The organism is Pseudomonas sp. MIL9 (assembly GCF_016887925.1).
GTDB lineage: Bacteria > Pseudomonadota > Gammaproteobacteria > Pseudomonadales > Pseudomonadaceae > Aquipseudomonas > Aquipseudomonas mohnii.
Window position 1 is genome coordinate 218,308 of sequence record NZ_JAFEHE010000003.1, and the last position, 25,983, is coordinate 244,290.

Sequence of the window (25,983 nt, forward strand, 5' to 3'; positions counted from 1 at the left end):
GTTTGTTCTTAAGGATTACTAATGTTCAAGGTGTTGCGCGACTGGATTCAGCGCTATTTCTCTGATGAAGAAGCCGTGGTTCTGGCCGTCCTGCTGTTCCTGGCGTTCACCGCCGTGCTCACGCTGGGCGGCATGCTTGCGCCGGTGCTGGCCGGGATGGTGCTGGCCTACTTGATGCAGGGCCTGGTGGTGACCCTCGAACGCCTTCGTATACCTGGTGGGGTTGCGGTGGGTTTGGTCTTTGCGTTGTTCATGGGAGTGCTGCTGGTGTTCATCGTGGTTGTGGTGCCGTTGCTCTGGCATCAGTTGATCACGCTGTTCAACGAGTTGCCCGGAATGCTCGCCAAGTGGCAGTCACTGTTGTTGCTGCTACCGGAACGCTATCCGCATCTGGTATCTGACGAACAGGTGCTGCAGGCGATTGAGGTGGCGCGGGGCGAGATTGGCAAGTTCGGCCAGTGGGCGCTGACGTTCTCGCTGTCGAGCCTGCCGCTGCTGGTCAATATCATGATCTATCTGGTGTTGGTGCCGATTCTGGTGTTTTTCTTTCTCAAGGACCGGGAAATGATTGGTTTGTGGGTGCGCGGTTACTTGCCTCGTGAGCGTGCGTTGATCACCCGTGTCGCCCACGAGATGAACCGGCAAATCGCCAACTACATTCGCGGCAAGGTCATCGAAATCGTCATCTGCGGTGGCGCGACCTACATCGGTTTCGTCGTGCTGGGGCTCAATTACGCGGCGCTGCTGGCGCTGTTGGTGGGTGTTTCGGTGGTGGTGCCCTATGTCGGGGCCGTGGTGGTCACCGTGCCGGTGCTGCTGATTGCGTTGTTCCAGTGGGGCTGGAGCGATCAGTTCATCTATTTGATGGCGGTCTACGGCATCATCCAGGTCCTGGATGGAAACGTGCTGGTGCCGTTGTTGTTTTCGGAGGCGGTCAACCTGCACCCGGTGGCGATCATTTGCGCGGTGCTGTTGTTTGGTGGCCTGTGGGGCTTCTGGGGGGTGTTCTTTGCGATTCCCCTGGCGACCCTGTTCAAGGCTGTGCTGGATGCCTGGCCGCGCAAGGAACCTGTGGTGGCGCCTCTGCTTTAATGGCCGAATTTTCTGTTGGCGCCAAGGCGCTTCCGCTGGTTTAACAGTGAAAGCGCCGGCGCCGGCGTCAAACAATCAAGCCTTGTTCAGCGCCTGGGCAGCGGCCAAAACCGCATCAACATGCCCCGGTACCTTCACGCCACGCCATTCCTGGCGCAACACACCGTTCTTGTCGATCAGGAACGTGCTGCGATCCACGCCCATGTATTCCTTGCCGTAGAGTTTTTTCAGCTTGATCACGTCGAACTGCTGGCAAAGCGCTTCTTCCTTGTCGCTGATCAGCTCGAAGGTGAATGCCTGTTTGGCCTTGAAGTTCTCATGGGATTTGAGGCTGTCACGGGATACGCCGAAGACCTCGGTGTTCGCCGCTTTAAAGGCGTCCAGTTGATCGCGAAAGCCCTGGCCCTGGGTGGTGCAGCCTGGCGTGCTGTCCTTCGGGTAGAAGTAGATCACCACCTGCTTGCCTTTGAGGGCTGCGAGGCTGACGGTCTGTCCGCCGGTGGCGGGTGCTTCGAAGTCGGCAACCGGTTGGTCGATGGCAACGGCCATGAGAGCTTCCTTACATTGGGTTTTGTGGGCGCCACGGTTCGATCAGGGCATCCAGGTTCAGCGCGTCGGCGAAGTCCAGGAATTGATCGCGCAACCAACTGATCTGCACGCCGGCCGGCAAGGTCACGGTAAACGTGGCGTTGAGCATGGTGCCGCCGGTCTGCGGAGCCTGATAGGTGTCGCAAGTCAGGTTTTCCAGCTCGACGTTGTGGTCCATGAAGAACTGGCACAACTCGTTGACGATGTCCGAGCGGTAGGCCGAGCTGACGTATGCAACGTAGGGCAGGGCCTGTGGACGATTCTCCAGGGCTGCGCTGCGCACTACATTGACGGTGAACGCGTGCCGTTTCGCCAGCACGGGCAGGCTGCCTTCCAGGCGTGCCAGGGCGTCCCAGCTGCCGGAGACTTCGAGGATCAGCGCACTGCACTCGCCGTGGCGTGTCAGGCGTGAAGTAACCACGGCGCAGCGATTTTCATGGCTGGCGCGGCACAGGACGTTAGTCAGCTCCATGGGGTTGGCGCCAAGGGCACTGATGACAAGGAATTGTTCGCGAACTGTGGGGGTGGACATGCAGCATTCCTAAAGCGATGAGCGGTCAATACTTCTGTCGGCTTGTTTTAGCAGGGCGAGCCAGCGGATGCGAATTCAGAAAGCCCGAGGCACAGGTTGCAACGTGCTCCACAATGGCAAGAGCGAGGGGCCGCAACGCTGGATTGGGGCTTGTGATGCCGAAAATGGAGGCTTAAACCCGACGTACGAGCTTGTCAGTATCGATCAAAGTCTGAAGGGTAGCGAAAAGCGACGCTCAGGGGAATGGCAGCAGCGCAGTACTTCGCTTGTACAAGCATCTTGGCGCCAGTACCATTACCGCTCTCTTTTTCCGGCAGGAGCGGTTGCATGATTGCGGGCAGTATGGTGGCACTGGTCACACCCATGGATGCACAGGGTCGTCTCGACTGGGACAGTCTGAGCAAACTGGTGGACTTTCACCTGCAAAACGGCACCCACGCCATCGTGGCGGTCGGTACAACAGGTGAGTCGGCCACTCTTGATGTGAGCGAACACATCGAAGTCATCCGTCGCGTAGTGAAGCAGGTCAATGGCCGCATTCCGGTGATCGCCGGTACCGGCGCCAACTCGACCCGTGAAGCCATCGAGCTGACCACCAACGCGAAGACCGCCGGCGCCGATGCCTGCCTGCTGGTCACTCCGTACTACAACAAGCCGACCCAGGAAGGCTTGTACCAGCACTTCAAGGCGATCGCCGAAGCCGTCGATATCCCGCAGATCCTCTATAACGTGCCCGGACGTACCGCTTGCGACATGCAGGCTGAAACCGTGATCCGTCTGTCGACCGTCAAGAACATCATCGGCATCAAGGAAGCCACCGGCGACCTCAAGCGTGCCAAAGCCATCATCGACGGTGTCAGCAGCGATTTCCTGGTGCTCTCCGGTGACGATGCCACCGCAGTCGAGCTGATCCTGCTGGGCGGCAAGGGCAATATTTCGGTCACTGCCAACGTTGCACCGCGCGAAATGGCCGACCTGTGCATCGCCGCGCTGAATGGCGAGGCTGACAAGGCGCGCGCCATCCATGAAAAGCTGATGCCGCTCAATAAAACCCTGTTTATCGAATCCAACCCTATCCCTGTGAAATGGGCGCTGCATGAGATGGGCCTGATGCCGGAAGGCATCCGTCTGCCGCTCACCTGGCTCAGCGCCGAATGTCACGAACCGCTGCGGCAGGCCATGCGCCAGTCCGGCGTTCTGGTTTAATTGAGGAAGCATTACGCATGAAGCGATTGGCCGGACTTTCCGCACTTGCCTTGATCATCTCCAGCACCAGTGGCTGTGGATGGATCTGGGGCCCGGAAGGTTATTTCCGTGACCGTGGTAGCGATTACCTGCAAGCGCAACAGACTGCACCGATGCAACTGCCGCCGGATATCAGCACCTCCAAGCGTCTGGATCCGCTGTTGCCGATCCCGCGTAACGTAGCGGACGACACCGCCAAGGGCGAATACATCGTGCCTCGGCCGCAGCCGTTGTCGGCCATTGCCGATGCCAGCGCCTACTCCCTGCAGAAGAGCGGTGACTCGCACTGGATCCTGGCACAGAATCCGCCGGCCGAAGCCTGGCCAGTGGCCGTGCAGTTCTTCCAGGACAACGGTTTCCGTCTGGACGAGCAGCGCCCGCAGACCGGCGAGTTCACCACGACCTGGCAACACTCTGACGAACTGTCCGCCGCCATGGCCAAGCGCCTGAGCGCAGCCGGTGTCGGCACCGACAGCGAAATCCGTGCCCGTGTGCGTATCGAACCGGGCGTGCAACGCAACACCAGTGAAGTCTACGTGGTCACCGCCGAGCGTCCTGCCGGCAGCACCGCCGACGTCGCCTTCACCAACCGTTCGGTCAATACTGGCCTGGACGCGGCACTGGTCGACGACATGCTCGCGAGCATGAGCCGCATCTCGGAGAAGGGCGGTTCGGTCTCCATGCTGGCCTCCCGTGACTTCGACACGCCAAGCCGTGTCAGCCTGAGCGTTGATGGCAGCGGCAACCCTGTCCTGAACGTCGGTTCGGACCTGGACCGTGCCTGGTCGAGCGTCGGTCGTGCGTTGGAACAGGGCGAATGGCGCGTTGAAGACATCAACCGCAGCCTGGGCCTGTACTACATCAACCTGGCGGAAAAAGCCGAGAAGAAGGACGACAAGCCAGGTTTCTTCAGTGGTCTGTTCGGCAGCAAGCCAGACAAGGAACAGCTTGAAGCCCGTGCCGAGCGTTATCAGGTTCGCCTGAGCAAGGTGGGCGACAGTGTTCAGGTCACCGTCGAGAAAAACATCAATACTGTGGCGCCTGCTGATGTAGCGCGCAAAGTGTTGAGCGTGATTCAGGACAACCTGGGCTGATCACATGCGTTTTGCCGTTCTCGGCAGCGGTAGCCAAGGGAACGGCACGCTGATAGCCAGTGCTGATACGTACGTGCTGGTGGATTGTGGTTTCTCCCTGCGGGAAACCGAAAAACGCCTGCTGCGCCTGGGTGTGAACCCTGCGCAGCTGAGCGCGATACTCGTGACCCACGAACATGCCGACCACGTGCATGGCGTGGGTTTGCTGTCTCGGCGCTACAATCTGCCTGTCTACCTCAGTCGCGGGACCTTGCGCGGGATGCGCAAGCCGATTGAACCCGCGGGCTTCCTGGCGGATGGCGAACAACTGCAAGTCGGCGACTTGAGCATCGGTGTCATTGCCGTGGCCCATGATGCGCAGGAACCGACGCAATACGTGTTCAGCGACGGTCAGCGACGCTTCGGCCTGTTGACCGACCTGGGCTCGTACTGCAACAAGGTGCTGGACGGCTATCGGGATCTCGATGCGTTGATGATCGAGGCCAACCACTGCCGTGACATGCTGGCTCGCGGTCACTACCCGTACTTTCTGAAGCAGCGGGTAGGCGGCGAACTGGGACATTTGAACAACCATCAGGCGGCATTTCTGGTGGCCGAGTTGGGCTGGAAAGACCTGCAACACCTGGTCCTGGCCCACCTGAGCAGCAAGAACAACTTGCCGCAGCTGGCCCGGCAATGTTTTGTCGACACCCTTGGGTGCGACCCGGACTGGCTGCAACTGGCCGATCAAGATTCAGGGCTCGACTGGCGACACATCGCCTAGCCCATCTACTTACCAAGCGGAGCCCATCATGGAAAAACGTGAAGAACTCTACCGCGGCAAAGCCAAGTCGGTTTACAAGACCGACGACGCTAACCGTTTGATCCTGCTGTTTCGCAACGACACTTCGGCGTTCGACGGCAAGCGCATCGAGCAGCTCGACCGCAAAGGCATGGTGAACAACAAGTTCAACGCCTTCATCATGCAGAAACTCGAAGCAGCCGGCGTGCCGACCCAGTTCGACAAACTGCTGAGCGACAACGAGTGCCTGGTCAAGAAGCTGGACATGATCCCGGTCGAGTGCGTCGTGCGTAACTACGCCGCTGGCAGCCTGGTCAAGCGCCTGGGCGTGGAAGAGGGCATGAAGCTCAACCCTTACACCTTCGAACTGTTCCTGAAGGACGACGCCAAGGGCGACCCGTTCATCAACGAATCCCACGTCGTGGCGTTCGGTTGGGGGACGGCTGAGCAACTGGTTCGGATGAAAGAACTGTCGCTCAAGGTCAACGAAGTGCTGAGCAAGTTGTTCGACGACGCAGGTCTGCTGCTGGTCGACTTCAAACTCGAATTCGGCGTGTTCCACGACGGCACCATCGTCCTGGGCGACGAATTCAGCCCGGACGGCTGCCGTCTGTGGGACAAGGCGACCGGCAAGAAAATGGACAAGGACCGCTTCCGTCAGGGCCTCGGTGACGTCATCGAAGCCTACGAAGAAGTCGCCAATCGTCTGGGTGTACCGCTTTAATCGACGCAAGCATCTGATAGCACGGAAAAATTTCGCTTAGGGGGTTCGCTTCCGGCGAAAGTGTTGTTATGATGCGCGCCGTTGGAGAGATGCCAGAGTGGCCGAATGGGACGGATTCGAAATCCGTTGTACCTTCACCGGTACCTAGGGTTCGAATCCCTATCTCTCCGCCATACCTTTACGAAAAAGCCCTGATTATTCAGGGCTTTTTCGTTTCTGCGTTTCTGAAAAAAATCTCGGCCCATTACCCTGGATGGCGCAGTGTTTTTCGATCAAAGGCGGATGTCTGTTGTCGCCGACACCAAATTGATCCAGTCACCGAGATGCCACTGACCCTGTCCTATTTTTACGAATTCTGCAGTCTCCCCTCCAGGCATCCGAGACGGGAAGGAATAGTGATGAGTTTCATGGCAGGTGGAAAATCCATGGGATCGGTTTCGCCATTGATTTGAATCAATAAAACGCCAAGGACTGTGTTGTAAACAGCGCATCAACCTTGTGGGGATGCAGTTTGATGAACGATTCCAGCCAGACAACCCGAATTATCTGCAACGACCTTGAACTAGCCGATCAATTGCGCCAATTGCTGGTTCATATAGCACCGGATTGCGAAGTGCTGAGCGCTCCGAGTCATTGCAGTGCCGTGCCGTTTTGCCGCTGGCTCGGTGAGGCGCAATTGGCGTCAGCCGGGCTGGTTCAGGCTGCTTTGTTGGATGCGACCGAGGTTTTGGAGCAGACTCGACACGCCTTCAAATCTCGCGAACTGGGGCTGCTACGGCGGCGCCTGGTTGCATTGCTGGATAAATTGTCAGACAGTACAGAATGATGTAAATATGCCATTAGTAGGTTCCGCCTAATGCGGGAACCGGCTTTGCCGTGCAGGACAATGGGCCTGAAAGACGAAGCGCCGTGACACCCGTTCTTGACCAGAACTCGGTGTCGCGGCGTTTTTTTTTGTTAACAGAAAGGAATCTTTACAACACAGGGGTCTGCGAATGAAGGTGACAAAAGATCTGGAGGAGTTGCTCAGGCGTATCCGTCTCGATCACGAAGAAGTTGTCGAACGCTTTCGCTTTCTCGACTGGAGTGCCGAAGATGCCGAGCGACTCGGTGCAGCAGCTCAGCACATGGCCCCGGCTCAGCAGGCTTTCGTCGATCATTTGTACCGTCACCTGGCGAACTTCTCCACGCCGTCTGCGTTACTTCGTGCGCCGGAGGTCACCGCACGTTTGAAGCTCAGCCAGGTCGAGTATTACCAGTGTTTGTGGGGCGGGCCCTACGATGACACCTACGTCAACGGCCGTCTGCGCATCGGCGTGATTCACCAACAAGTCGGCCTGGAGTTGAAGTGGTACCTCGGTAGCTACCGTCTTTACCTGGACGACATGCTTAAAAGCGTGTTCGGCGACAGTCAAAACGCCACGCTCTATTCGAGTCTGTTGAAGGCGGTGTTCTTCGACATGACCTTGGCCATCGACACCTACAGCGCGGCTCAGCACAAGGCTCTGGAGGATAGTGAGGCTCGCTTCGCCCGTGCGCTGCGCGGTGCCAACGACGGAATCTGGGATTGGCATGTCGATCAGGATCGGCTGTACGTTTCAGAGCGCTGGGCCAGCATGCTCGACCTCAGCCGCGACAGCATCGGCGAGAGCAGTGCCAGTTGGTTCGGTCGCGTGCATCCGGACGACCTGCCGGAGTTTCGCCAGGCCATCGATGCCCACATACAAGGGCAGACACCTTCTCTCCATCACGAGTACCGCATCCGCCAAAACAACGGTGGCTATATTTGGGTACTGGTGCGAGGGGTCGCCGAAGTCACGACAGCAGGCCAGCTACGCATGGCTGGCTCACAGTCGGATATCAGTGCACGCAAGGACGCCGAGCAGCGGCTCAATCATGCCGCCCACCATGATCCGCTGACCGGCCTTGCCAACCGTATGCGCCTTGACGAGCAAATGCAGAAAACCTTCATGACGCGGCGCAAGGGAGGTGCTCACGAGGCGCTGCTGTTCATCGACCTCGACCGCTTCAAGTTGATCAACGATAGCCTCGGTCACAACGTCGGTGATCGTGTGCTGGTAGAAGTGGCACAGCGCTTGAGAGACGCTCTGCGCCCCAGCGATCAGCTATTCCGCTTCGGCGGAGATGAATTCATCGTATTGCTTCATGAACTCTCCTGCGAACGCGACGCCGAGCAAATATCCCAACGCATTCTCGACAACCTGCATCAGCCGCTGCACATGGACGGTCGTGTCCTGGTGGTCAGCGCCAGTATCGGCATCGCCCCATTGCACGATCACGGCAAAGCGCTGGATGTCTTGCAGGCCGCCGACCTTGCCCTCTACAGAGCCAAGTCTGCCGGCAAGGCGCGGTTCGCCCACTACAGCGAAGCGTTGCAAGACACCGCACAGCACCATCTGGAACTGGAGTCCGCCCTGGGCCAGGCGCTGCAACACAATGAATTCGAACTGCACTACCAGCCGATCTATCGTCTTGAGCAGGGGGCGCCCCTCATGTCCGGGGTCGAAGCGCTGGTGCGGTGGCGTCATGGCGAACGCTTGATCTCGCCACTGGAGTTCATCCCGGCGCTGGAAGAGTCGGGGGAAATCATCCGCGTCGGCGAATGGGTATTGCGCCAGGCCTGCCAACAGACCCGCCTGTGGCAACTGGCCGGACATGGCCATCTGCGCTGTTCGGTGAACATTTCCAGCCTTCAGTTGCAACAGGCCGACTTCATCCTCCGGGTGATCGACATCCTGCGTGAAAGCGGCCTGCCACCGGCCAGCCTGATCCTGGAGATTACTGAAAGCCAACTGATGCATGACGATCTGGACACATTGGCCTGTCTGAACGAATTGGCCAGCCTTGGCGTGTTGTTGGCGCTGGACGATTTTGGCACCGGTTACTCCTCGCTCGGTTATCTCACCCGCTTTCCACTGCACATCCTCAAGCTGGATAAAAGCTTCATCGGCGGCATCCCGTCCGACAACAAACAGAGCTCGATCAGTCAGGCGATCATCGGCCTCGGCCGTAGTCTTGGCCTGGAGGTCGTGGCCGAGGGCATCGAGAGCCCGGCACAACTCGACTTTGTGGTCAGTGAAGGCTGCCACTACGCCCAAGGCTACTGGTTTAGCCGACCACGACCTGCTGCGCAGATGCAACGGTTGTTCAGCGGGGAAGACTGTTTCGAGGGGCTTGGATGTCCATTGCTGTAAGCACGGCAGGCACCCAGCGTTATCCATCAGCTAAGGAGGCAAATAATGAAAATCAATCTTCCGGTCAGTGGTCGTGCTGTCGAGTTCAGCGTCAATGCGAACATTCTTTCAACAACCAACCCCAAGGGCGCCATCACATACGTCAATCAGGATTTCATCAACATCAGCGGTTTCAGTGAGGCCGAGTTGCTCGGCGTCAATCACAACATCGTGCGTCACCCGGATATGCCGCCAGAGGCTTTTGAACACCTTTGGCAAACCCTCAAGGCCGGACGCTCGTGGATGGGCCTTGTAAAAAATCGCTGTAAGAATGGTGATCACTACTGGGTCAGCGCCTACGTCACGCCGATGCAGCGCAATGGTGAAACAGTGGAATACCAATCGGTCCGTACGCGCCCACCGAAAGCACTGGCAGACGCCGCCGAACAACTCTATGCGCAGTTACGCCGCGGTAAAAAAACACACTGCCTGTCTCCGTCACGACTGTCCGTTGGCATGCGCCTGGCGCTTGCTGGCACTGCGCTGAATCTGCTCGGTTTTACCGTTCTAGGCTGGTTGGGCGCCCTGTCCTGGAACCATGCAGCAATCGCAGCGCCGTTATTCAGCTTGCTGATCGGCGGCATGCTGGGCTATGGCCTGCGTCCCCTCGACGTCCTTGCCCGAAAAGCCAGAAATATCGCCAGTAATCCACTAAGCCAGATGCTGTACACCGGCCGTCGCGACCAATTTGGACAGATCGATTTCACCTTGCAAATGCTCGAAGCCGAGACGCGGGCAGTGGTCGGACGCATTGCCGACTCGGCCCATCAGTTGAACAAAGAAGCCGAAGAGCTCGTCGCCGCAGTGGACAATAACAACAGCGTGACCTTACTGCAGCAAGGGGAAACTGCCCAAGTGGCCAGCGCCATAACCCAGATGGCCAGCAGTGTGCAGGAAGTGGCGCGCAACGCTCAGCTCACCGCCAGCGCGGCGAGCCTGGCCAATCAAGAAACCGACCGAGGTCGAGAACTGGTCGAGCAAACCTGCCAACACATCGATAGCCTCGCCAGCGAGGTGCAGCAGACCAGTGCGGTGATTTACCAATTGGAACAACATAGCCAGGAAATCAACCGCGTCCTCGAGGTCATCCAAAGCATCGCCGAACAGACAAACCTGCTCGCCCTCAACGCCGCTATCGAGGCCGCTCGCGCCGGCGAGGCCGGGCGCGGTTTCGCCGTGGTCGCCGACGAGGTGCGCGGGCTGGCTTCGCGCACCCAGCAATCCACCGCGCAAATCCAGGGAACCATCGATACCCTGCGGCGCTCCACGGGTGACGCCGTGGTCGCGATGCAACGCAGCCACAGCAAGGCCGAAACCAGTGTTGAACAGGCACTGTTTGCCGCCCGGGCGCTGGATGGAATCACCCAGCGAGTCGGTGAAATCAGCGACATGAGCGTGCAAATAGCCGCCGCCGTGGAAGAGCAGAGCTCGGTGGGTGACAGTATCCAGTGCAACCTGACAGGTATCAGTCAAGCCACTCAAAGCAACGTGCTTGCCAGTAACCAGAGTCGAACGACTGCTGCCCATGTCGCCCAACTGGCCGAGCGCCTTCAGTTGCTGGCGGCGCAATTCTGGGGGCGTTAACGTAATGAATGACGGGTTCGAGAAGCGCGATCCGGTTTCAAGCTGAATAGGCGGTCGTGATCAGCCCAGCGTTTCCGACCGAAGGCGCAGCCCATTCGAAAAGGTTGCCAAGCATCGGCACATTGCCATATGTATAGTGGCCATATTGGATCCTCTGGGCAGTCTTCATGAGTTACCGGTGCCCATTCTGGGTAATACCTTTCATCTTTTTGCTATCACTGCAGGTCAAGGCTGATACGCCAACATTGCGTGTGCTTGCCTGGCCTGGGTATGCCGACGGTGACATCGTTGCTGCCTTCGAAAAGCGCTATGGCGTTAAAGTCGAAGTCACCATGGTGGGCAGCGATGAAGTGCTTCGAAGCAAGATGACGGAAAACCGGGGCGGTGATTTCGATGTGATTGCTGCCAATACGGCGGAAGTCCATTACTACGCCGACCAAGGGTTACTGCAACCACTTCGCCCGGAGCGGATTGCCAATACTGTTCGCCAGCTCCCGCGGTTTCGCGATTATTCAAGAATCCCCGATGTAGTGGTCGACGGTCGCATCTACGCCGTTCCCTATGTCTGGTCGGACATGGGCCTGATCTATGATCGAAAGCAGTTCAGTCAGCCACCCGACTCGATCACCAGCATGTGGGACCCGAAGTTTCAGGGCAGTGTGCTGGCATTCAATACAAGCAACCATAATTTTTCCCTGGCCAGCCTGTCTTTGGGTGGCGATCCGTTTCGGATAAAGGCTGCCGATTTTGCCCGTGTGTCCGAGCATTTGGTTGCTCTGCGCCGCAATGTCCTGACGTTCTATTCGCTACCGGAGGAGGCTGCCGAACTTTTTCGTTCGCATAACGTGGCACTTTTGTTTGCCAACTACGGGCGTCAGCAACTCAAGCAGCTACGAGATGCGGGGATCGACGTGGGTTATGCGATCCCGCGTGAAGGCGCGCTGGCCTGGCTCGACTGCTGGGCAATCAGTCGTGGTGCGCGGGATCCGGTACTGGCCAGCGTCTGGATCAATTACATGCTCGAGCCTGAGGTCAGTCACCTCCTCACTGAACGTCAGGGGCTCCCTAATACACTGCAGGAGCCGAACGAGGGCGGCTCCACATACCGCTTGATCTGGCTGCGTCCCGTTGAGAACGACAATCGCCGCGCCGAGCTTTGGCAACGTATCGTGTCGGGCGAACGTCCGCCGTTGGAGCCGCGATGAGGTTCGGTATCGCCTTTAAACTTGGCTGCCTGATGGCTGTTTTTGGCATGTTGCCCACGGCTCTCGCGGGGTACTACATCTATAACAGCAGTCGCGAGTTACTGCTTCAGGCTGCCGAGCGCGATTTGCAAACCGCGGTTCAAGTGCTCGGGCGTAATCTTCAGGGCAGTTTGCACAATATCTCTCTGGATGCCGCTGTGTTGACTCATGGTCCGCAGGTTCGCCAGTTGGCGAATATCAACGACCCTGCGCAACGTAGTCACGTGCAGGATGACCTGGCTGCATTGTTCCGCGCGATGTTGCTGGCGCATCCTGACTACATGCAGATTCGTTTGATCAGCGCCTCCGACCATGGACTGGAATGGGTGCGCCAGGATCGGGACGGCAGTCGTATCGTCAGGGTCAGTGGTGCCGATCTGCAAGAGAAGGGGCATTTTGCCTATGTGTTCGAGGCGTTGAAGTTGGCTCCGGGCGATGTACGCATTTCGCCTATTGTCATCAATCGCGAGCAAGGCGCGCATTCCGGGCTGGGCAAACCGACGTTGCATGTTTCGACGCCTGTGGCGGACCCCGACGGAAAAGTCTTCGCACTGCTGGTCATCAATGTCGATCTCGACCAGCTGTTCAGCCAACTGCAAAGCGATTTGCCGGATGAATATCAGGTCTATCTCAGTAATCGTTGGGGCGATTTATTGATTCATCCCGATCATCGGCGGACGTTCGGTTTCGACCAGGGCCGCCGGCTGTTTCTGCAAGATGAGTTTTCTGAAGTGTCCCGGCTTCTCGATACGAGCGGCCCCAATAGCTTGATCAGTCGTAGCGTCGAACAACATCAACAAGATGGTTTGGTTGCGGCTTTTGTGCGGCTTGCCAACAACGGCAAAACCTCTGAGCCTTTTATTATTCTTGGCTTGGGGCAACTGCAGAGTCATGTGCTGGCGCAAGCCTCGCGTGCCGGTGGCTATATCGCTCAAATTGCCGTGTTTTTCAGTCTGCTGGCACTGCTGGTAGCGTTCATTGTGTCCCGGGCGCTGATTCGTCCGCTGCGCAACATGACCGAAGCGGTCGAGTTGTTTTCCCGGGAACGGAAGATCAGCGAGCTGCCGCCTCGACAAGACGAGTTGGGTGTATTGGCGCGCAGTTTCCGTGCGATGAAACAGGAAATTCTCACCCAGCTCGAGGACCTCACCCACAGTCGCGCTGCGTTCGAACACCTGGCCCGCCATGATTCGCTGACTGGGCTGCCCAATCGGCGGATGTGTTTCGAACGATTGGAGCAGGCCTTGATCAGTGCACGACAGAGCGGTCAGAAAATGGCTTTGCTGTTTGTCGATCTGGATCATTTCAAGGAGGTGAATGATCAGTGGGGTCACCGCTTTGGCGACCAGGTCCTGCAGGCGGTGGCCAAGCTGCTCGGTTCAGTCAGTGAGGCCCGCGACAACGTCGCACGCTTGGGAGGAGACGAGTTCGTGATGTTCTTTGAGGATGTTCAGGATCCTCGGAAAATAGTCGCGTTACTGGAAAAACTGCATGTCTGCTTTCAGCTGCCGCTTTTGATCGATGGAAAAGGGGTGAACGTCCATGCCAGCATGGGCGTGAGCATGTTTCCACGCGACGGCAACGACATTGGGACTCTGATCCAGCATGCCGATCATGCGATGTATAAAGCAAAGAGTGCGGGCAAAAACAGGTACTCCTTTGAAGTGATGGGTGAAAACTGACAGAGAAGTGGGTGCCTGGGCAGGGTCGCTGTTTTTCTGTATGAATAAGCCATTTAGACGTCTGAAAGTTTACCGAGCCTGGTCGTTGTTATTCCCCGCATCCGTGTGATTTTTATCGATAGAAGGTCACCCGTTTCTTCGCAATATTTACTGGCTTTTGTTTGCCTTTATATCCTGGATCGCTCCTCTACTCTGTCGGCGCAGGTCAGTTTCCTGTCGTCATTAATAACCGCAAGGAGCGAGTATGTATTTTGAGATTTACAGGCAAACCCGTGGCACCGTTCTGACTGGCAAAGGCCAATGGCGCTGGCGTTTGAGGGCGGGTAATCATGAAACGATTGCCAGCGGGGAGGCTTACATCAACAAGTCGGATTGTCTGCATGCCATCGGTTTGATCAAAGGCACCTGCGAACAGACGCCGGTCAAGGAGATCTAGACGTCAAACATGAAGCTGCCCATGCAGGGCAGCTTCGTTTCAGCCGGGCGATTTAACCCCGGACTGTAAGACAAGACCGTGAAGGCCTTTATATTTAACGCAAGTAGTCAGGTGATTCTCTCTAGTCGCATAGACGCCGATTGTGGCATCTCCCTAAACTGTCGACAGTGTATGGGCGCAGGGGCAATGGATGAATCGCAACGAACTACGCAAGGCCGACATCAATCTGATGGTGGTGTTTGAAACGCTGATGATCGAACGCAATGTCACCAAGGTGGCGAAGAAGCTGTTTCTCGGCCAGCCAACCATCAGTTCGGCGCTCAACCGCTTGCGTGCGATGTTCAACGATCCGTTGTTCATTCGTGTCGGTCATCGCATGGAGCCGACCGCGCGGGCTGAAGAGATCTTTCAATACCTGTCGCCAGCGCTGGATTCGTTGTCGGTGGCGTTGAGTCTGACCCACGATTTCGACCCTGGCAGCAGCACCATGACCTTTCGGATCGGCATGTCGGACGATGTCGAGTTCGGTCTGCTGCCGTCGCTTCTACGCGCGTTGCGTCAGGAAGCGCCGAAAGTGGTGTTCGTGGTGCAGAATGTCGATGCCTGGCGAATTCCCGATTTGCTGGCGTCCGGCGATGTCACGGTCGGTATCACTCAGACGCGTGGCTTGCCGGCCAATGCCAAACGCAAGCTGCTGCGGCGCATCCAACCCTGCGTGTTGCGTGCCGATGCTTCCGATACGCCTCTGACCCTCGACGAATACTGTTCGCGTCCCCATGTGCTGGTGTCCCCCGTCGCCAACGTCAGTGGCTTCGCCGATGAGTGGCTGGCGCAAATCGGTCGCACGCGCCAAGTGGTGCTTTCGGTGCCGCAATACAGCTCCTTGCCTGCGTTGCTCGCCGGGACCGACCTGATTACCAGTCTGCCCGATTACGCCGCGCAGGCCATGGCAGCGACCGGGCAGTTGTTCAAGGAACCCTTTCCGTTCAACACCCCGACCCTGGAACTGTCCATGGTTTGGCTCAGTCATGCCGACACCGACCCCGCCGAACGCTGGTTGCGCTCGCGTCTGGAGTCGTTCATGGGCGAACGCAATACGTTGTCGCTACCGCAGTGAACAAGCCCGCTCTGTGTTATATCTACGTCCTTTGCGCCGACCTACAGGAGTAACGTCATGCCTCATCTGCACCTGGAATACACCGCCAACCTGCCCGAGCTGAACGCCGATGTGGCATTGATTCGGCTTAACAATGCGCTGGTGGCGTCCGGTCAGTTCGGTGCCGAGTTCGACATCAAGAGTCGCGCGGTGAAGGTCGAGACATTCAAGGTCGGTACTGCCATGGCCGAGCGGGCGTTCGTGCATGTGAAGCTGGCACTCTTGAGCGGGCGCTCGCCGCAGATCAAGCAGCAACTGTCCGAAAGCCTGCTCGCAGTGGTGAAAGATCTATGCGAATGGCCGGCGGGCGTTGAAGTCCAGTTATGTGTGGAAATCCTCGACATCGACCGCGAGTCCTACGCGAAGACCGCCATCGGCGTCTGAGTTTCAGGCCCCTTGCGGATCGGTGCAGGCCATGATCACTTGTTCGCGCAACCAGGCGTTGGCGCTGTCCTGATCGACCCTTTGACTCCACTGCATGTCGAGCGTGAAGCCCGGTAGACCCTGCGGCGCTTCACGGTGATTGAAGGCTGCTTCATCGGCCAGCAGTCGCTGGATGCGCCGGGGCAACGTCAGGATGAGGTCAGTGCCTGTGATCATTTTCAGTGCCGCGCTGTAGCTGTTGGCCCGCGCCACAATATGTCGTTTCCGCGCCTGCTGCGCCAGCCAGCCATCGACCATATTGGTGGTGGACGTCCATGGCGTCGGGAACACATGGCGACGCTGGACGAACGCTTGCAGGCTCAAGCGCGGTTCCACTGGCGTGGCGCAGGTGTCGAAGACGCAAACCAGATCATCTTCCAGTAGCGTGCGCGCATTCAAGTCGCCGTGGCTGCGATGAAAGTTCGGGCCGAAACCAATCACCAGATCAAGGCTGCCATCGCGCAGTGCCTCGGCCGGGATATCGGTTTCGAACTTGTGCATGTTGATCATCACCGGAAGGTCGGCGAAAGCGAAGTTCTTCAACAGACGCGGCAGGATCAACTGCTCGAAATATTCCGGTGCGCAAATGTTGAAGGTCGCCGGTTGCAAGGCTGGATTGAACGCGGGTGCCCCGGCGTGACACAGATTGATGCTTTCGAGGATCTTCAGCACATGAGGGTACATGTGGCTGGCCTTGAATGTGGGAAGCATGCCGCTACGGGTATTGATGAACAACTCGTCGGCGAACCCGGTGCGCAGTTTTTTCAGGCAATAACTGACGGTGGACTGGCTGACACACAAGGCCTCGGACACCCCGGTGACGCTGTTTTGCTCGTATACGGCGACGAACACCATGAGGTCCTGCATGTCGAGCTTTCTTAGCACGTTGCTGTTGAGCATTCCTTGCCTCTCGCGGCTCGTCGGGCGCTGCGGGTGCGCAAACCGGTGCGAGCGATCCTAGCGCAACGAACGAGTAAGGAGAACGTCCGGCAAGTATTCAACGGCCAGCGCTTACAGGTGTCGTGCGTCGGCTGGACCTTAATAAGGCAAGCATGCCTGCCCCGACCATCACTGCGCCCAGTGCTTCCAGGGGCAACGGTGACTGACGCCCCCAGAGCCAGTGAAACAGGGTAATGAACAGCGTGCTCAGATAAATGTAGGCAATGACCGAGGACGGAGCGATCACGCCAATGGCTCGATGCAATAACCAGAATGTCGCCAGGGTGGCAAACAGTGCCAGGTACATCAGCCAGTAGAAATCCGTCGTCGTCAGCAATGACATTGAACGCCAGCCGCCGCTGAACCCACAGAACGTCAACAGGAACAGCGCGCCGAACAGCATGTTCCAGAAAGTCATGGCCACGGGGCCGCGCCCCTTGAGGCTACGGGTTTTGAGTCGCTGGCTGAGGGGCGAGTAGAGCGCCATTGCCAGGCAACCGACGCCATACACCGACAGCGCGTACAGCGAAGGCAGCTCGCCGGGGCCCGTGCCTTTCATCACCAGGAGCGCGGCGCCGGAAGCGGCGATCAGCATTGGCCACAGTCGTTGTTTGAGGTTGCTGTCGGGCATGAGCATCGCCTCGAAACCCAGGGTCAGCAGCGGCACCAGGGTAAACATCGTTCCGGTGTTGACGGCCGAGGTATAACGCAGCGCCTCGAACAGCGAACCGAAATACACCGCCAGCAACAAGCCGAGTACGCAGTGGCCAAACAGCCCGCGAGCGGTCATCACGCTATCGCCCTTGAACAGCAGCAGGGGGAGAAATGCCAGTGCACAAAACAACAGGCGCAAACCGGTGAGCAGGATCGGGTCTATGGCCTGGCTGACCTGCGCCGCAGCGGAAAACGACGCGGCGATCAACACCGCCCAAAACAGCATGCCGGCATGAGCGAAAGCGAATCCGGAGGGTTTCATGATGGGCTCCGAGTCAATCAAAGTGTTGGCTGTAGTGCAGTGGATTGAAGCGCCAGACCATCAGCGCCATGACAGCGGGATGTCGCCGCGAATGGCCGTCAACAGCGGGCCCACAGCGGCCATGGAGGGGCGCAGATTGAGGGCGATGAACATGATGCCGAGCATCAGCCACAGGGCGGGACGGGTGGTTGAGCGAACGTTTTCCATAAGCGGACCTTGATTGGCAGTGGGCCGATTAGGCGCGTGCGATCTGCAGGCCGCAAATCAGAAAGTCCGGAGATGTATTTAGAAGTTAAATACTGCTAGCGGCGATGTTGTGCCAATGAGGGCGAGCGGCCTTCGATACCGACGGTCCATCGGCGCAACCGGCGAAGGTGACAGGCGATGGCGGTTGACCCTGGCCTGAACGGAACTGAATGAAAGCTGAACAATTCTCAAATAATTCGAAAGTTTCTGTCTGTCACCTGAAGCCAACCATTAATTGGCTTCTTTTTCACAAAAAATTGATGGGCGACGGCCTAAAGTTCTCGCCGTCGCGGTAAACGGAACATTTTCGCATTTGCCGAGGCCTTTCTTTTCAGGAACAACCGACCCCCATGTTGAAGATAAAAGCCGTGCGCCCTGAGTGGGTGACATTGATTGCCAGTGCCTTTTTGTTGGTCGCCTTCAATTTTGTTTTGTGGCAGCACCTGTTCGACATTACCGCGGCTGACGGCAAGGGCATCGTCATGCGAGTTGCCTTCGGGGCGATGATTCTCGCGGCCTTCAATATTATCCTGACCTTGCTGGCTTTCCGCCCTGTCCTTAAGCCGATTCTGACCCTGCTGTTCATGGTCAGTGCAGGCGTCGCTTATTTCATGAGTCAGTATGGTGTCTTGATTGACGCCGGCATGTTCCGCAATTTCGCGGAGACGAATGCCACGGAAGTGCGTGACTTACTGTCGATAAAGTTGCTGGTTTATATAGTGCTGCTGGGTGTTTTGCCCTCGGTCCTTTTGTGGAAAACCCCTATCAGCTACCGCCGCTGGCACCGCGAACTGCTCAGTAAGGTGTTGGTGAGTGTGGCGTCGGTAGCGGTTATCGGTGGTGTTGCGCTGGTCAACTATCAAGGCCTGTCGTCGTTGTTTCGCAATCACCATGAGTTGCGCCTGATGATGGTGCCGAGCAACTACATCGGTGCTTCGTTCGGTTACTTGCGTGAGCAGGTCGTGTCCGCCCATCAACCCTTTGTCAAAATCGGTGAAGATGCCCAGCGAAATCCGGCCTGGCAAACCCACAACCGTAAATCCCTGACGGTTCTGGTGGTGGGTGAAAGTGCCCGGGCGGAGAACTTCGGCATTCTTGGTTACAACCGCGACACGACCCCCAAGCTTAATAAAGAAGCGGGTTTGATCGCATTTACCAATGTGCATTCCTGCGGGACTGAAACCGCAGTCTCGGTGCCTTGCATGTTCTCCAACCTGGGGCGCAATCATTACAGCGCCAGCAAGGCGAAGAATGAAGAAGGCCTGCTGGACGTACTCAAGCGTGCGGGGCTGGATGTGATCTGGCGCGACAACCAGTCCGGTTGTAAAGGTACTTGCGATCGGGTCACGCTCGATGATGTCAGTAACCTGAAGGACCCGGTGTTGTGCGCCAACAGCGAATGCCGAGATGAAATCCTGCTCCAAGGTTTGCAGCACTTCATCGATACCTTGAGCAAAGACACTGTATTGGTCCTGCACCAGATGGGCAGCCACGGTCCGGAATACTTCAAGCGTTACCCGAAAGAGTTCGAACGCTTCACGCCCGTCTGTGAAAGCAATGCACTGGACAACTGCAGCCGTGAAAGTATCGTCAATGGCTATGACAACACGCTGGTGTATACCGACCATGTGTTGTCGACCTTGATCGATCTGCTGCGCAGCAATCAGCAAAAAGTCGATACCGCAATGCTCTATTTGTCGGATCACGGCGAATCCCTGGGGGAATACAATTTGTTTCTCCACGGCACGCCTTACATGTTGGCGCCGGAACAACAGAAGCATGTTGCGATGCTGGCCTGGTTTTCCGATAGCTATCAGAAGTCGTTCTCGGTAGACACCGGTTGCCTGCAACAGGGGCGTGAAAAACCCCTGAGCCAGGACAACCTGTTCCATTCGATGTTGGGTCTGCTGCAGGTCAACAGCAAGACCTATGACCAGGGTCTGGATATGTTTGCCGGATGCCGTGGTGCGGTGAAAGACGGTGTGTTGGCCAAAAAGTAACTGGATCTTTTTTTCATACGGCGACCGCTAAAACTACGATCAAGAGTCATTGCACATGTCCGCTCAGTCCCCATCCGCCATCGAACTCGAGTTCGCCCGGCGCTACGATCAGGAGCACGCCCGCGTCTGTCTGCAGCCGCGGGCGCAGGGCTTGGTCGAGCGTCTGGCGTTCTGGCGTGAAGAGCGACTGGTACGCAATGCGCTCAAGGTCGCTGGCGAGCCAGGCCTGATCCTCGACGTGGCATGTGGCGTCGGGCGCTTCTGGAAAGTGCTGGCCGAGCATGGGAATCGGGTGATCCTTGCCTCCGATCCGTCCCAGGACATTCTCGATCATGCCCGGACCCACCATCCGCAGGGTCTGTTGAAACGGATAAGGACCTTTCAAAGCTCAGCGTTCAACATCGGCTTGTCGGAAAATGCGGTCGACTGCATTTGTTGCATGCATCTGTTTCAGCACATTGCCTGCTCCGAGCATCGTTTGGCGCTGCTGCGCGAGTGTCATCGGGTCGGTCGCGATACCGTGATTGTCGCCGTACGGGTCAGCGGGCGGTTCAAGGGGCGCCGTACGGACGAGGAGGGGCATGCAGCCTGTCCGCTGGTCAGCAAGGCCGAAGTGGAAGCCGAGTTCAAGCAGGCGGGTTTCTGCGTACTCAGCCATCAGGACTTCCTGCCAGGCTTCGCGCCGATGCGGGTTTATGTACTGCGCAAGGCCGGCTAACCCCTCGCTGTCGGACTATTCTTTCTATCCGTCAGGTGTTTTCGCTAATGCTCTTGTTCAGTGGATGCGCGGAAATCGCCGGGGGCGATATATACTGCGCGCCATTCTTCAAGGGAGAGCCGTGTGGCCATCGATATTCACTGGATTCGCGACAACGATAGCCTCGGTCGGTTTTGTACCGAGTGGCAGCAGTTGCCCTACGTTGCCCTCGACACCGAATTCATGCGGGTCGACACCTTCTATCCCATCGCGGGCCTGTTGCAGGTGGGCGATGGCGTACGCGCTTACCTGATCGATCCGCTGACCATCGACAACTGGCAGCCCTTGGCCGCACTGCTGGAGAACCCGGCGGTGGTCAAGGTCGTCCATGCCTGCAGCGAAGACCTCGAGGTCCTGCTGCGCCTGACGGGCAGCCTGCCGGCGCCATTGTTCGATACCCAGCTGGCTGCCGCTTACCTGAACCTGGGCTTCTCCATGGGGTATTCGCGTCTGGTGCAGGAAGTGCTCGGTATCGACCTGCCCAAGGGCGAGACCCGTTCCGACTGGTTGCAACGTCCGCTTTCCGAAACCCAGATCAGCTACGCCGCCGAAGATGCCGTGCACCTGGCCGAAGTGTTCGTGAAGCTTCGGCCGAAGCTTTCCGACGACAAATACGCCTGGGTCCTGGAAGACGGTGCCGAACTGGTGGCCAACCTGCGCCGCGAGATCGACCCGTACGAGGTCTATCGCGACGCCAAGCTGGCCTGGAAACTGTCCCGCGCCCAACTTGCCGTACTGCGCGAGCTCTGCGCCTGGCGTGAGAAAGAAGCCCGCGCCCGTGACCTGCCGCGCAACCGGATCATCCGCGAGCATTCGCTGTGGCCACTGGCCAGGACGCAGCCGGACAACCTCGGCGCGTTGGCGAAAATCGAAGACATGCACCCGCGTACCGTGCGTCAGGACGGCGAATTTCTGCTTGATCTGATCAAGCGCTCTGGCAGTGTGTCGCCGGATCAATGGCCGCCCGCCGTGCCGGAGCCCTTGCCGGTGGACGCCGCCGCGTTGCTCAAGCAAATGAAAGCCATCGGCCAGGCCGAGGGCGAGCGCCTGAACATCGCGCCGGAACTGATGCTGCGCAAGAAAACCCTGGAAGCGCTGCTCAAAAGCGGCTTCCCCAATGGTCCCTACCAATTGCCTGATTCGTTGCGTGGCTGGCGCCGCGAATTGATGGGCCAGGCACTGCTCGACAGCCTGGCCACCGCCGGAGAACAGCCTTGAAACGTATTTGCTCCATCTACCGCAGTTCGAAAAGAAACGAAATGTACCTGTATGTGCTCAAGAGCGATGCTCTGGAGCGTGTGCCCGAGCCCTTGATGATTGCCTTTGGCAAGCCCATCCACGCCTTCGACCTGGTGCTGAGCCCGGAGCGCAAACTGTCGCGCGAAGACATCACCGTTGTGCTGGAAAACCTCGAAAAACAAGGCTATCACCTGCAAATGCCGCCGGCCGAGGATGAGTACATCGAGCACTTGCCGGAAGAGTTGCTGCGCCGCAACGACCCTATGTAATCGGCGGACAGGCTCTGTTCAGAGCCTTTGTGACCCATTGGAATGATTTTGGCGATGGCCATGCTGACGGAGCGAAACGCTGTCGGCGGTCGTCTGCAGCGTTTTTTTGAAAGGTTGAAGCATGCGCGTTCTGATTGCTGAACACGACCACCCTGTGTACGCCCAACTGTTGCGTGAAGCAGCGCCCGACCTGGAAGTGCTGACCAGCGGTGATTCCGCCGAGCTGGCCCGCCAGGCGGCCGACTGTCCGGTCTGGCTCGGACAGCCCGACCTGCTGGCGACGCTGCTGCGTCAAGGCCATCAGCCGCAATGGCTGCAATCGACCTGGGCCGGCATCACGCCGCTATTGGTCGACGGTTTGCCAAGGCACTATCGCCTGACACGTGCAGTGGGGATTTTTGGTCAGGTCATGGCTGAATACGTACTCACCTACATGCTTGGGCACGAACGGGAAGTGCTGGCGCGGTTGGTCAGCCAGGTCGAGCGCAAGTGGGACAGTCGCCATGGGCAAAGCCTGGCGGGACGCAAGGTGTTGATTGTCGGCACCGGTGACATCGGCCAGACCGTGGCGCAGTTTCTTCAACCCTTTGGCGTCGAACTGTACGGTATCGCCAGTTCGGCCCGCGAGCAGGCCCCGTTTATCGAGGTCGGTTCGCTCGACGATTTGCCGCGTCTGGTCGGTGAAGTCGATTACGTGATCAACCTGCTGCCCAATACACCGAATACCCACGATATTTACAACGCCGCGTTGTTCAAACAGTTCAAGCCGACCGGTTTGTTCATCAACGTCGGGCGCGGTGTGGCAGTGGTCGATGCGGACCTGGTGGAAGCCTTGAAAGAAGGGCACCTGGTGGGCGCCGTGATCGACGTCTGCCGTCAGGAACCATTGCCGCAACGTCATCCTTTCTGGACGGCCTGGGGCTTGCTGCTGACCGGTCACAGCTCGGCACCGACCTCGCCATCGTTGATGGTGAAGCTGTTTGTCGAGAACCTGCGGGCTTATCAGGCCGGTGAGGCGTTACGCGGGGAAGTGGATTTCAATCGCGGGTATTGAGTCCACCGCGGACTTGAATATTGGGCAAAACCTGTGGGAGCAAGCTCGCTCCCACTAGGCGTTTCGCTATTGCTTAGAGGGTGAAATCACCTTCAGCCGCCAGCTCGCTCAACGGACGACGCGGGCTCGGCTCTTCACGGGCTTGCAGGTAGTCGGCCAGTGTCGACTTGTCGCCCAGTTTGCCGATCGCCACGGCGGCGTGCAGGGCGTAGCCTTCAGGAATCTTCAACTCTTTGCGCGTCAGCGCTTGATCGAAGCCGGCCATGCCGTGGGTATGCCAGCCGCTGATGCTTGCCTGCAGCGCCAGATGACCCCAGGCCGCACCGGTGTCAAAGGTGTGCCACAGGGCCGGGGTTTCTTCGGTGGCGCCGGGCACGGCGAAGGTGGTTTTCGATACCACGATCACCAGGGCCGAGGCATGTTGCGCCCAACTGCGGTTGAATTCGTTCAGCAGACCCAGATAACGCTCCCAGTTCGGCGTATCCCGACGCGCGTAGAGAAAGCGCCAAGGCTGCGAGTTGTACGCCGACGGTGCCCAGCGCGCGGCTTCGAAAAAGCTCAGCAGCGTTTCTTCGGGAATGGCTTCGCCGGTGAAGGCGCGCGGCGACCAGCGATGGGTGAATTGAGGGTGGATGGCATAGTCGGCAACGCGTGGGTTGGCACTCATCAACAGATTCCTTGCTAGGTTTTAAAGTGTGGGGCGAGGCAAAACCCTACTTGGCGGCGCAAAAACTGACAAGCGCGTTCTACCGACAGTCGCCAACGCTTGGCCGACGGGCCTTGCGGCACTAGACTGGCGGCCTTTTCACCACCTGATGTTGATGCTTGAGCCATGGCCGCCAAAGTTGAACCGTTCTGGATACGCAAAACCCTCGATCAACTGGATCACGAGGAATGGGAATCGCTGTGCGACGGCTGCGGCCTGTGCTGCCTGCAAAAGCTCGAGGATGAAGACGACAACAGCGTCTATTACACGCGCATCGCCTGCAAACTGCTGGACCTGAAAACCTGCCAGTGCACTGACTATCCCAACCGCCGTGACTTCGTGCCGGACTGCATCCAGCTCACGCCGGGCAAGGCGGACGAGTTCAAATGGCTGCCGCCGACCTGCGGTTATCGGCTGGTCAGCGAAGGCAAGGACCTGCCGCTGTGGCATCACCTGGTGTGCGGGGATCGTGACGCGGTGCATCACGAACGCATTTCCCAGTCCGGGCGCATGCTTGCCGAAGGCAGCGTGGCCGAAGAGGATTGGGAAGATCACCTGATTTTCCGTGCCGGTTGATCGTGGCGAGGGAGCTTGCTCCCGCTTGAGTGCGTAGCGCTCATAACCTGGGCAGTGATAACAAAAAAACGGGGCTGTTTTGCAGCCCGGCGCGAGCAAGCTCGCTCGCCACACTGGGAGTCTGTATGGCTGTGCGATGGCGGCGGGCGTTGATCATTGGGTTACTGACCCTGAGCTCGCCAGCGTGGGCGGCAGGCAAGAAAGTCGATCTGGATTACCACGTGCGCCTGTTGCCCCAGAGTGATCAGGCCGAGGTGAGACTGACCCTGGCCCAGGGCTCGGCGGTTCGCAGTCTGGATTTCGATCTCGGCGACGGCAGCCTTTACAGCGATTTCAAGGCCGATGGCCAATGGCAGCTGACGCCGGGCAAGCAAGCCCGTGGCGTTTGGCGCCCCGCGGCCGACAAGGCCAGCCTGACCTATCGCGTACGCATCAGCCACGGGCGCAAGAACGGCAGTTTTGATACGCGCATGACCCCGTCCTGGGCGCTGATGCGCGGCGACGACCTGGTGCCCGCCGCCAAACTCGATCAACAGGATGGCATCGAGCTGATTTCACGCCTCGAGTTCGAGTTGCCCAGCGGTTGGAAAAGCGTTGAAACCGCCTGGCCACGGATCGGCAAGAACAAGTTCCGCATCGACAATGTTTCCCGACTGTTCGACCGGCCTACCGGCTGGATGCTTGCCGGGCACCTCGGCAGCCGTCGCACTCGACTCGGGGAAACCGAAGTCACCGTGGCCTCACCCCGAGGCCAGGGCATGCGCCGCATGGATGTGCTGACGTTGCTGACGTTTGTCTGGCCGCAAGTGCAAGCCGTGTACCCACGTCATCCCACCAAACTGCTGATTGTCGGCGCCAACGATCCGATGTGGCGCGGTGGCTCGGCGGCGCACGAGTCGATCTACCTGAACAGCCGTTTGCCATTGGTCAGCGAGAGTGGCTCCAGTACCTTGGTGCGTGAATTGGCCCAGGTGTTCGGACGGATCAACGATACGCAGCGCAGTGACTGGATCGGCGAAGGGTTTGCCGAGTACTACGCCATCGAACTGGTACGCCGTGCCGGTGGTATGAGTGACGAGCGTTATCAGAGCCTGCAGGAGCGGTTGAGCAAGGGCAGTCAGAACGTCACGACCTTGCGTGGTGAGCAGGTCAGCCCGGCGCAGGTTTCAAAAGCGGTGGTGTTGATGCAGGAACTGGATCGCGAAATTCGCCTGAAGACGCGCAACAAGCGTTCGCTGGATGACGTATTGCGCGGTGCGATGCGCTTGGAGAGCGTTGACACCAAGGCGTTCGTGCAGCTCAGCGAGAGCGTGCTTGGCGAGTCTTCCAACGTGTTGGATACCGCGCTGATCCAGTAAATCCGCCCTCGCTGGCAAGCCAGCTACA

General features: G+C 58.2%; 25 protein-coding genes, 1 tRNA gene and 1 pseudogene. 21 read left to right on the top strand and 6 right to left on the bottom strand.

The window, feature by feature from the left end:
• Positions 1 to 21 precede the first annotated feature (21 nt).
• Positions 22 to 1,092 carry an AI-2E family transporter gene (locus JQF37_RS04290; protein ID WP_130208600.1) on the top strand — a complete coding sequence of 357 codons (1,071 nt, stop codon included), beginning with the start codon at positions 22 to 24 and terminating at the stop codon, positions 1,090 to 1,092.
• Positions 1,093 to 1,167: 75 nt separating this feature from the next.
• On the opposite strand, the gene JQF37_RS04295 is transcribed toward JQF37_RS04290, so the two are convergent.
• Both JQF37_RS04295 and JQF37_RS04300 read right to left on the bottom strand, forming a co-directional pair.
• Entirely contained in the window at positions 1,168 to 1,641 is a 474-nt protein-coding gene (locus tag JQF37_RS04295) for a peroxiredoxin (RefSeq protein WP_130208598.1), read from the bottom strand.
• Between the two features lie 10 nt (positions 1,642 to 1,651).
• Positions 1,652 to 2,212 carry a glycine cleavage system protein R gene (locus JQF37_RS04300; RefSeq protein WP_047526789.1) on the bottom strand — a complete coding sequence of 187 codons (561 nt, stop codon included), beginning with the start codon at positions 2,210 to 2,212 and terminating at the stop codon, positions 1,652 to 1,654.
• Positions 2,213 to 2,539: 327 nt separating this feature from the next.
• On the opposite strand from JQF37_RS04300, the gene dapA reads away from it, so the two are divergent.
• The 13 genes from dapA to JQF37_RS04365 all read left to right on the top strand — a co-directional run bounded on the left by dapA (position 2,540) and on the right by JQF37_RS04365 (position 15,796).
• On the top strand, positions 2,540 to 3,418 hold the full coding sequence (gene dapA / locus JQF37_RS04305; RefSeq protein ID WP_130208596.1) for a 4-hydroxy-tetrahydrodipicolinate synthase: 879 nt from the start codon (positions 2,540 to 2,542) through the stop codon (positions 3,416 to 3,418).
• 17 nt (positions 3,419 to 3,435) lie between these two features.
• Positions 3,436 to 4,551 carry an outer membrane protein assembly factor BamC gene (bamC, locus tag JQF37_RS04310; RefSeq protein WP_130208594.1) on the top strand — a complete coding sequence of 372 codons (1,116 nt, stop codon included), beginning with the start codon at positions 3,436 to 3,438 and terminating at the stop codon, positions 4,549 to 4,551.
• A 4-nt stretch (positions 4,552 to 4,555) separates the two neighbouring features.
• On the top strand, positions 4,556 to 5,314 hold the full coding sequence (locus tag JQF37_RS04315; protein WP_047526792.1) for an MBL fold metallo-hydrolase: 759 nt from the start codon (positions 4,556 to 4,558) through the stop codon (positions 5,312 to 5,314).
• 28 nt (positions 5,315 to 5,342) lie between these two features.
• Positions 5,343 to 6,056, top strand: a complete 714-nt coding sequence (gene purC / locus JQF37_RS04320; RefSeq protein WP_090467683.1) for a phosphoribosylaminoimidazolesuccinocarboxamide synthase — start codon at positions 5,343 to 5,345, stop codon at positions 6,054 to 6,056.
• Between the two features lie 83 nt (positions 6,057 to 6,139).
• Positions 6,140 to 6,229 (top strand) — tRNA-Ser (locus JQF37_RS04325).
• Between the two features lie 341 nt (positions 6,230 to 6,570).
• A complete protein-coding gene (locus tag JQF37_RS04330) occupies positions 6,571 to 6,882 on the top strand; it encodes a hypothetical protein (protein WP_130208592.1) in 312 nt (103 codons plus the stop codon).
• 169 nt (positions 6,883 to 7,051) lie between these two features.
• Positions 7,052 to 9,271 (top strand): EAL domain-containing protein, encoded by a 2,220-nt coding sequence (locus JQF37_RS04335; protein ID WP_130208590.1) that lies wholly within the window; start codon positions 7,052 to 7,054, stop codon positions 9,269 to 9,271.
• A gap of 45 nt (positions 9,272 to 9,316) precedes the next feature.
• Positions 9,317 to 10,894 (top strand): PAS domain-containing methyl-accepting chemotaxis protein, encoded by a 1,578-nt coding sequence (locus tag JQF37_RS04340; protein WP_130208588.1) that lies wholly within the window; start codon positions 9,317 to 9,319, stop codon positions 10,892 to 10,894.
• 167 nt (positions 10,895 to 11,061) lie between these two features.
• A complete protein-coding gene (locus JQF37_RS04345) occupies positions 11,062 to 12,099 on the top strand; it encodes an extracellular solute-binding protein (RefSeq protein WP_130208586.1) in 1,038 nt (345 codons plus the stop codon).
• The gene (locus tag JQF37_RS04350) at positions 12,096 to 13,820 is read left to right on the top strand and encodes a diguanylate cyclase (RefSeq protein WP_130208584.1); all 1,725 of its coding nucleotides are present in this window, start codon (positions 12,096 to 12,098) and stop codon (positions 13,818 to 13,820) included. The genes JQF37_RS04345 and JQF37_RS04350 overlap by 4 nt, the downstream gene beginning before the upstream one ends.
• Positions 13,821 to 14,064: 244 nt before the next feature.
• Entirely contained in the window at positions 14,065 to 14,256 is a 192-nt protein-coding gene (locus JQF37_RS04355; RefSeq protein ID WP_130208582.1) for a DUF1508 domain-containing protein, read from the top strand.
• A gap of 190 nt (positions 14,257 to 14,446) precedes the next feature.
• Entirely contained in the window at positions 14,447 to 15,373 is a 927-nt protein-coding gene (locus JQF37_RS04360; RefSeq protein ID WP_130208580.1) for a LysR substrate-binding domain-containing protein, read from the top strand.
• A 57-nt stretch (positions 15,374 to 15,430) separates the two neighbouring features.
• Positions 15,431 to 15,796 carry a 5-carboxymethyl-2-hydroxymuconate Delta-isomerase gene (locus JQF37_RS04365; protein WP_130208578.1) on the top strand — a complete coding sequence of 122 codons (366 nt, stop codon included), beginning with the start codon at positions 15,431 to 15,433 and terminating at the stop codon, positions 15,794 to 15,796.
• 3 nt (positions 15,797 to 15,799) lie between these two features.
• Here the strand turns inward: JQF37_RS04365 and JQF37_RS04370 are convergent, their stop codons facing one another.
• From JQF37_RS04370 to JQF37_RS04380, 3 genes and pseudogenes are all read right to left on the bottom strand, one after another.
• Positions 15,800 to 16,735: a LysR family transcriptional regulator gene (locus JQF37_RS04370; protein WP_130208576.1), complete on the bottom strand. Its 936-nt coding sequence runs from the start codon at positions 16,733 to 16,735 to the stop codon at positions 15,800 to 15,802.
• A 97-nt stretch (positions 16,736 to 16,832) separates the two neighbouring features.
• Positions 16,833 to 17,750, bottom strand: coding sequence for a DMT family transporter (locus JQF37_RS04375; RefSeq protein ID WP_130208574.1), 918 nt, complete (start codon positions 17,748 to 17,750; stop codon positions 16,833 to 16,835).
• 66 nt (positions 17,751 to 17,816) lie between these two features.
• Positions 17,817 to 17,957: pseudogene (locus JQF37_RS04380) on the bottom strand (MFS transporter); the annotation flags it as partial.
• 389 nt (positions 17,958 to 18,346) lie between these two features.
• Between JQF37_RS04380 and JQF37_RS04385 the strand changes: the two are divergent.
• The 5 genes from JQF37_RS04385 to JQF37_RS04405 all read left to right on the top strand — a co-directional run bounded on the left by JQF37_RS04385 (position 18,347) and on the right by JQF37_RS04405 (position 23,315).
• Positions 18,347 to 19,996: a phosphoethanolamine--lipid A transferase gene (locus tag JQF37_RS04385; RefSeq protein ID WP_130208572.1), complete on the top strand. Its 1,650-nt coding sequence runs from the start codon at positions 18,347 to 18,349 to the stop codon at positions 19,994 to 19,996.
• Positions 19,997 to 20,051: 55 nt separating this feature from the next.
• Positions 20,052 to 20,714, top strand: a complete 663-nt coding sequence (locus JQF37_RS04390; RefSeq protein ID WP_130208570.1) for a class I SAM-dependent methyltransferase — start codon at positions 20,052 to 20,054, stop codon at positions 20,712 to 20,714.
• A gap of 123 nt (positions 20,715 to 20,837) precedes the next feature.
• Positions 20,838 to 21,971, top strand: a complete 1,134-nt coding sequence (rnd, locus tag JQF37_RS04395; RefSeq protein WP_130208568.1) for a ribonuclease D — start codon at positions 20,838 to 20,840, stop codon at positions 21,969 to 21,971.
• The gene (locus tag JQF37_RS04400) at positions 21,968 to 22,261 is read left to right on the top strand and encodes a YcgL domain-containing protein (RefSeq protein WP_130208566.1); all 294 of its coding nucleotides are present in this window, start codon (positions 21,968 to 21,970) and stop codon (positions 22,259 to 22,261) included. The genes rnd and JQF37_RS04400 overlap by 4 nt, the downstream gene beginning before the upstream one ends.
• A gap of 121 nt (positions 22,262 to 22,382) precedes the next feature.
• Entirely contained in the window at positions 22,383 to 23,315 is a 933-nt protein-coding gene (locus JQF37_RS04405) for a D-2-hydroxyacid dehydrogenase (RefSeq protein WP_130208564.1), read from the top strand.
• 73 nt (positions 23,316 to 23,388) lie between these two features.
• Here the strand turns inward: JQF37_RS04405 and JQF37_RS04410 are convergent, their stop codons facing one another.
• Complete coding sequence (locus JQF37_RS04410) at positions 23,389 to 23,982, bottom strand: nitroreductase family protein (RefSeq protein WP_047526820.1); 594 nt, start codon at positions 23,980 to 23,982, stop codon at positions 23,389 to 23,391.
• Between the two features lie 165 nt (positions 23,983 to 24,147).
• On the opposite strand from JQF37_RS04410, the gene JQF37_RS04415 reads away from it, so the two are divergent.
• Positions 24,148 to 24,597, top strand: coding sequence for a YcgN family cysteine cluster protein (locus tag JQF37_RS04415; RefSeq protein ID WP_047526821.1), 450 nt, complete (start codon positions 24,148 to 24,150; stop codon positions 24,595 to 24,597).
• A gap of 125 nt (positions 24,598 to 24,722) precedes the next feature.
• A complete protein-coding gene (locus tag JQF37_RS04420; RefSeq protein ID WP_204149544.1) occupies positions 24,723 to 25,955 on the top strand; it encodes a hypothetical protein in 1,233 nt (410 codons plus the stop codon).
• Positions 25,956 to 25,983: the final 28 nt, after the last annotated feature.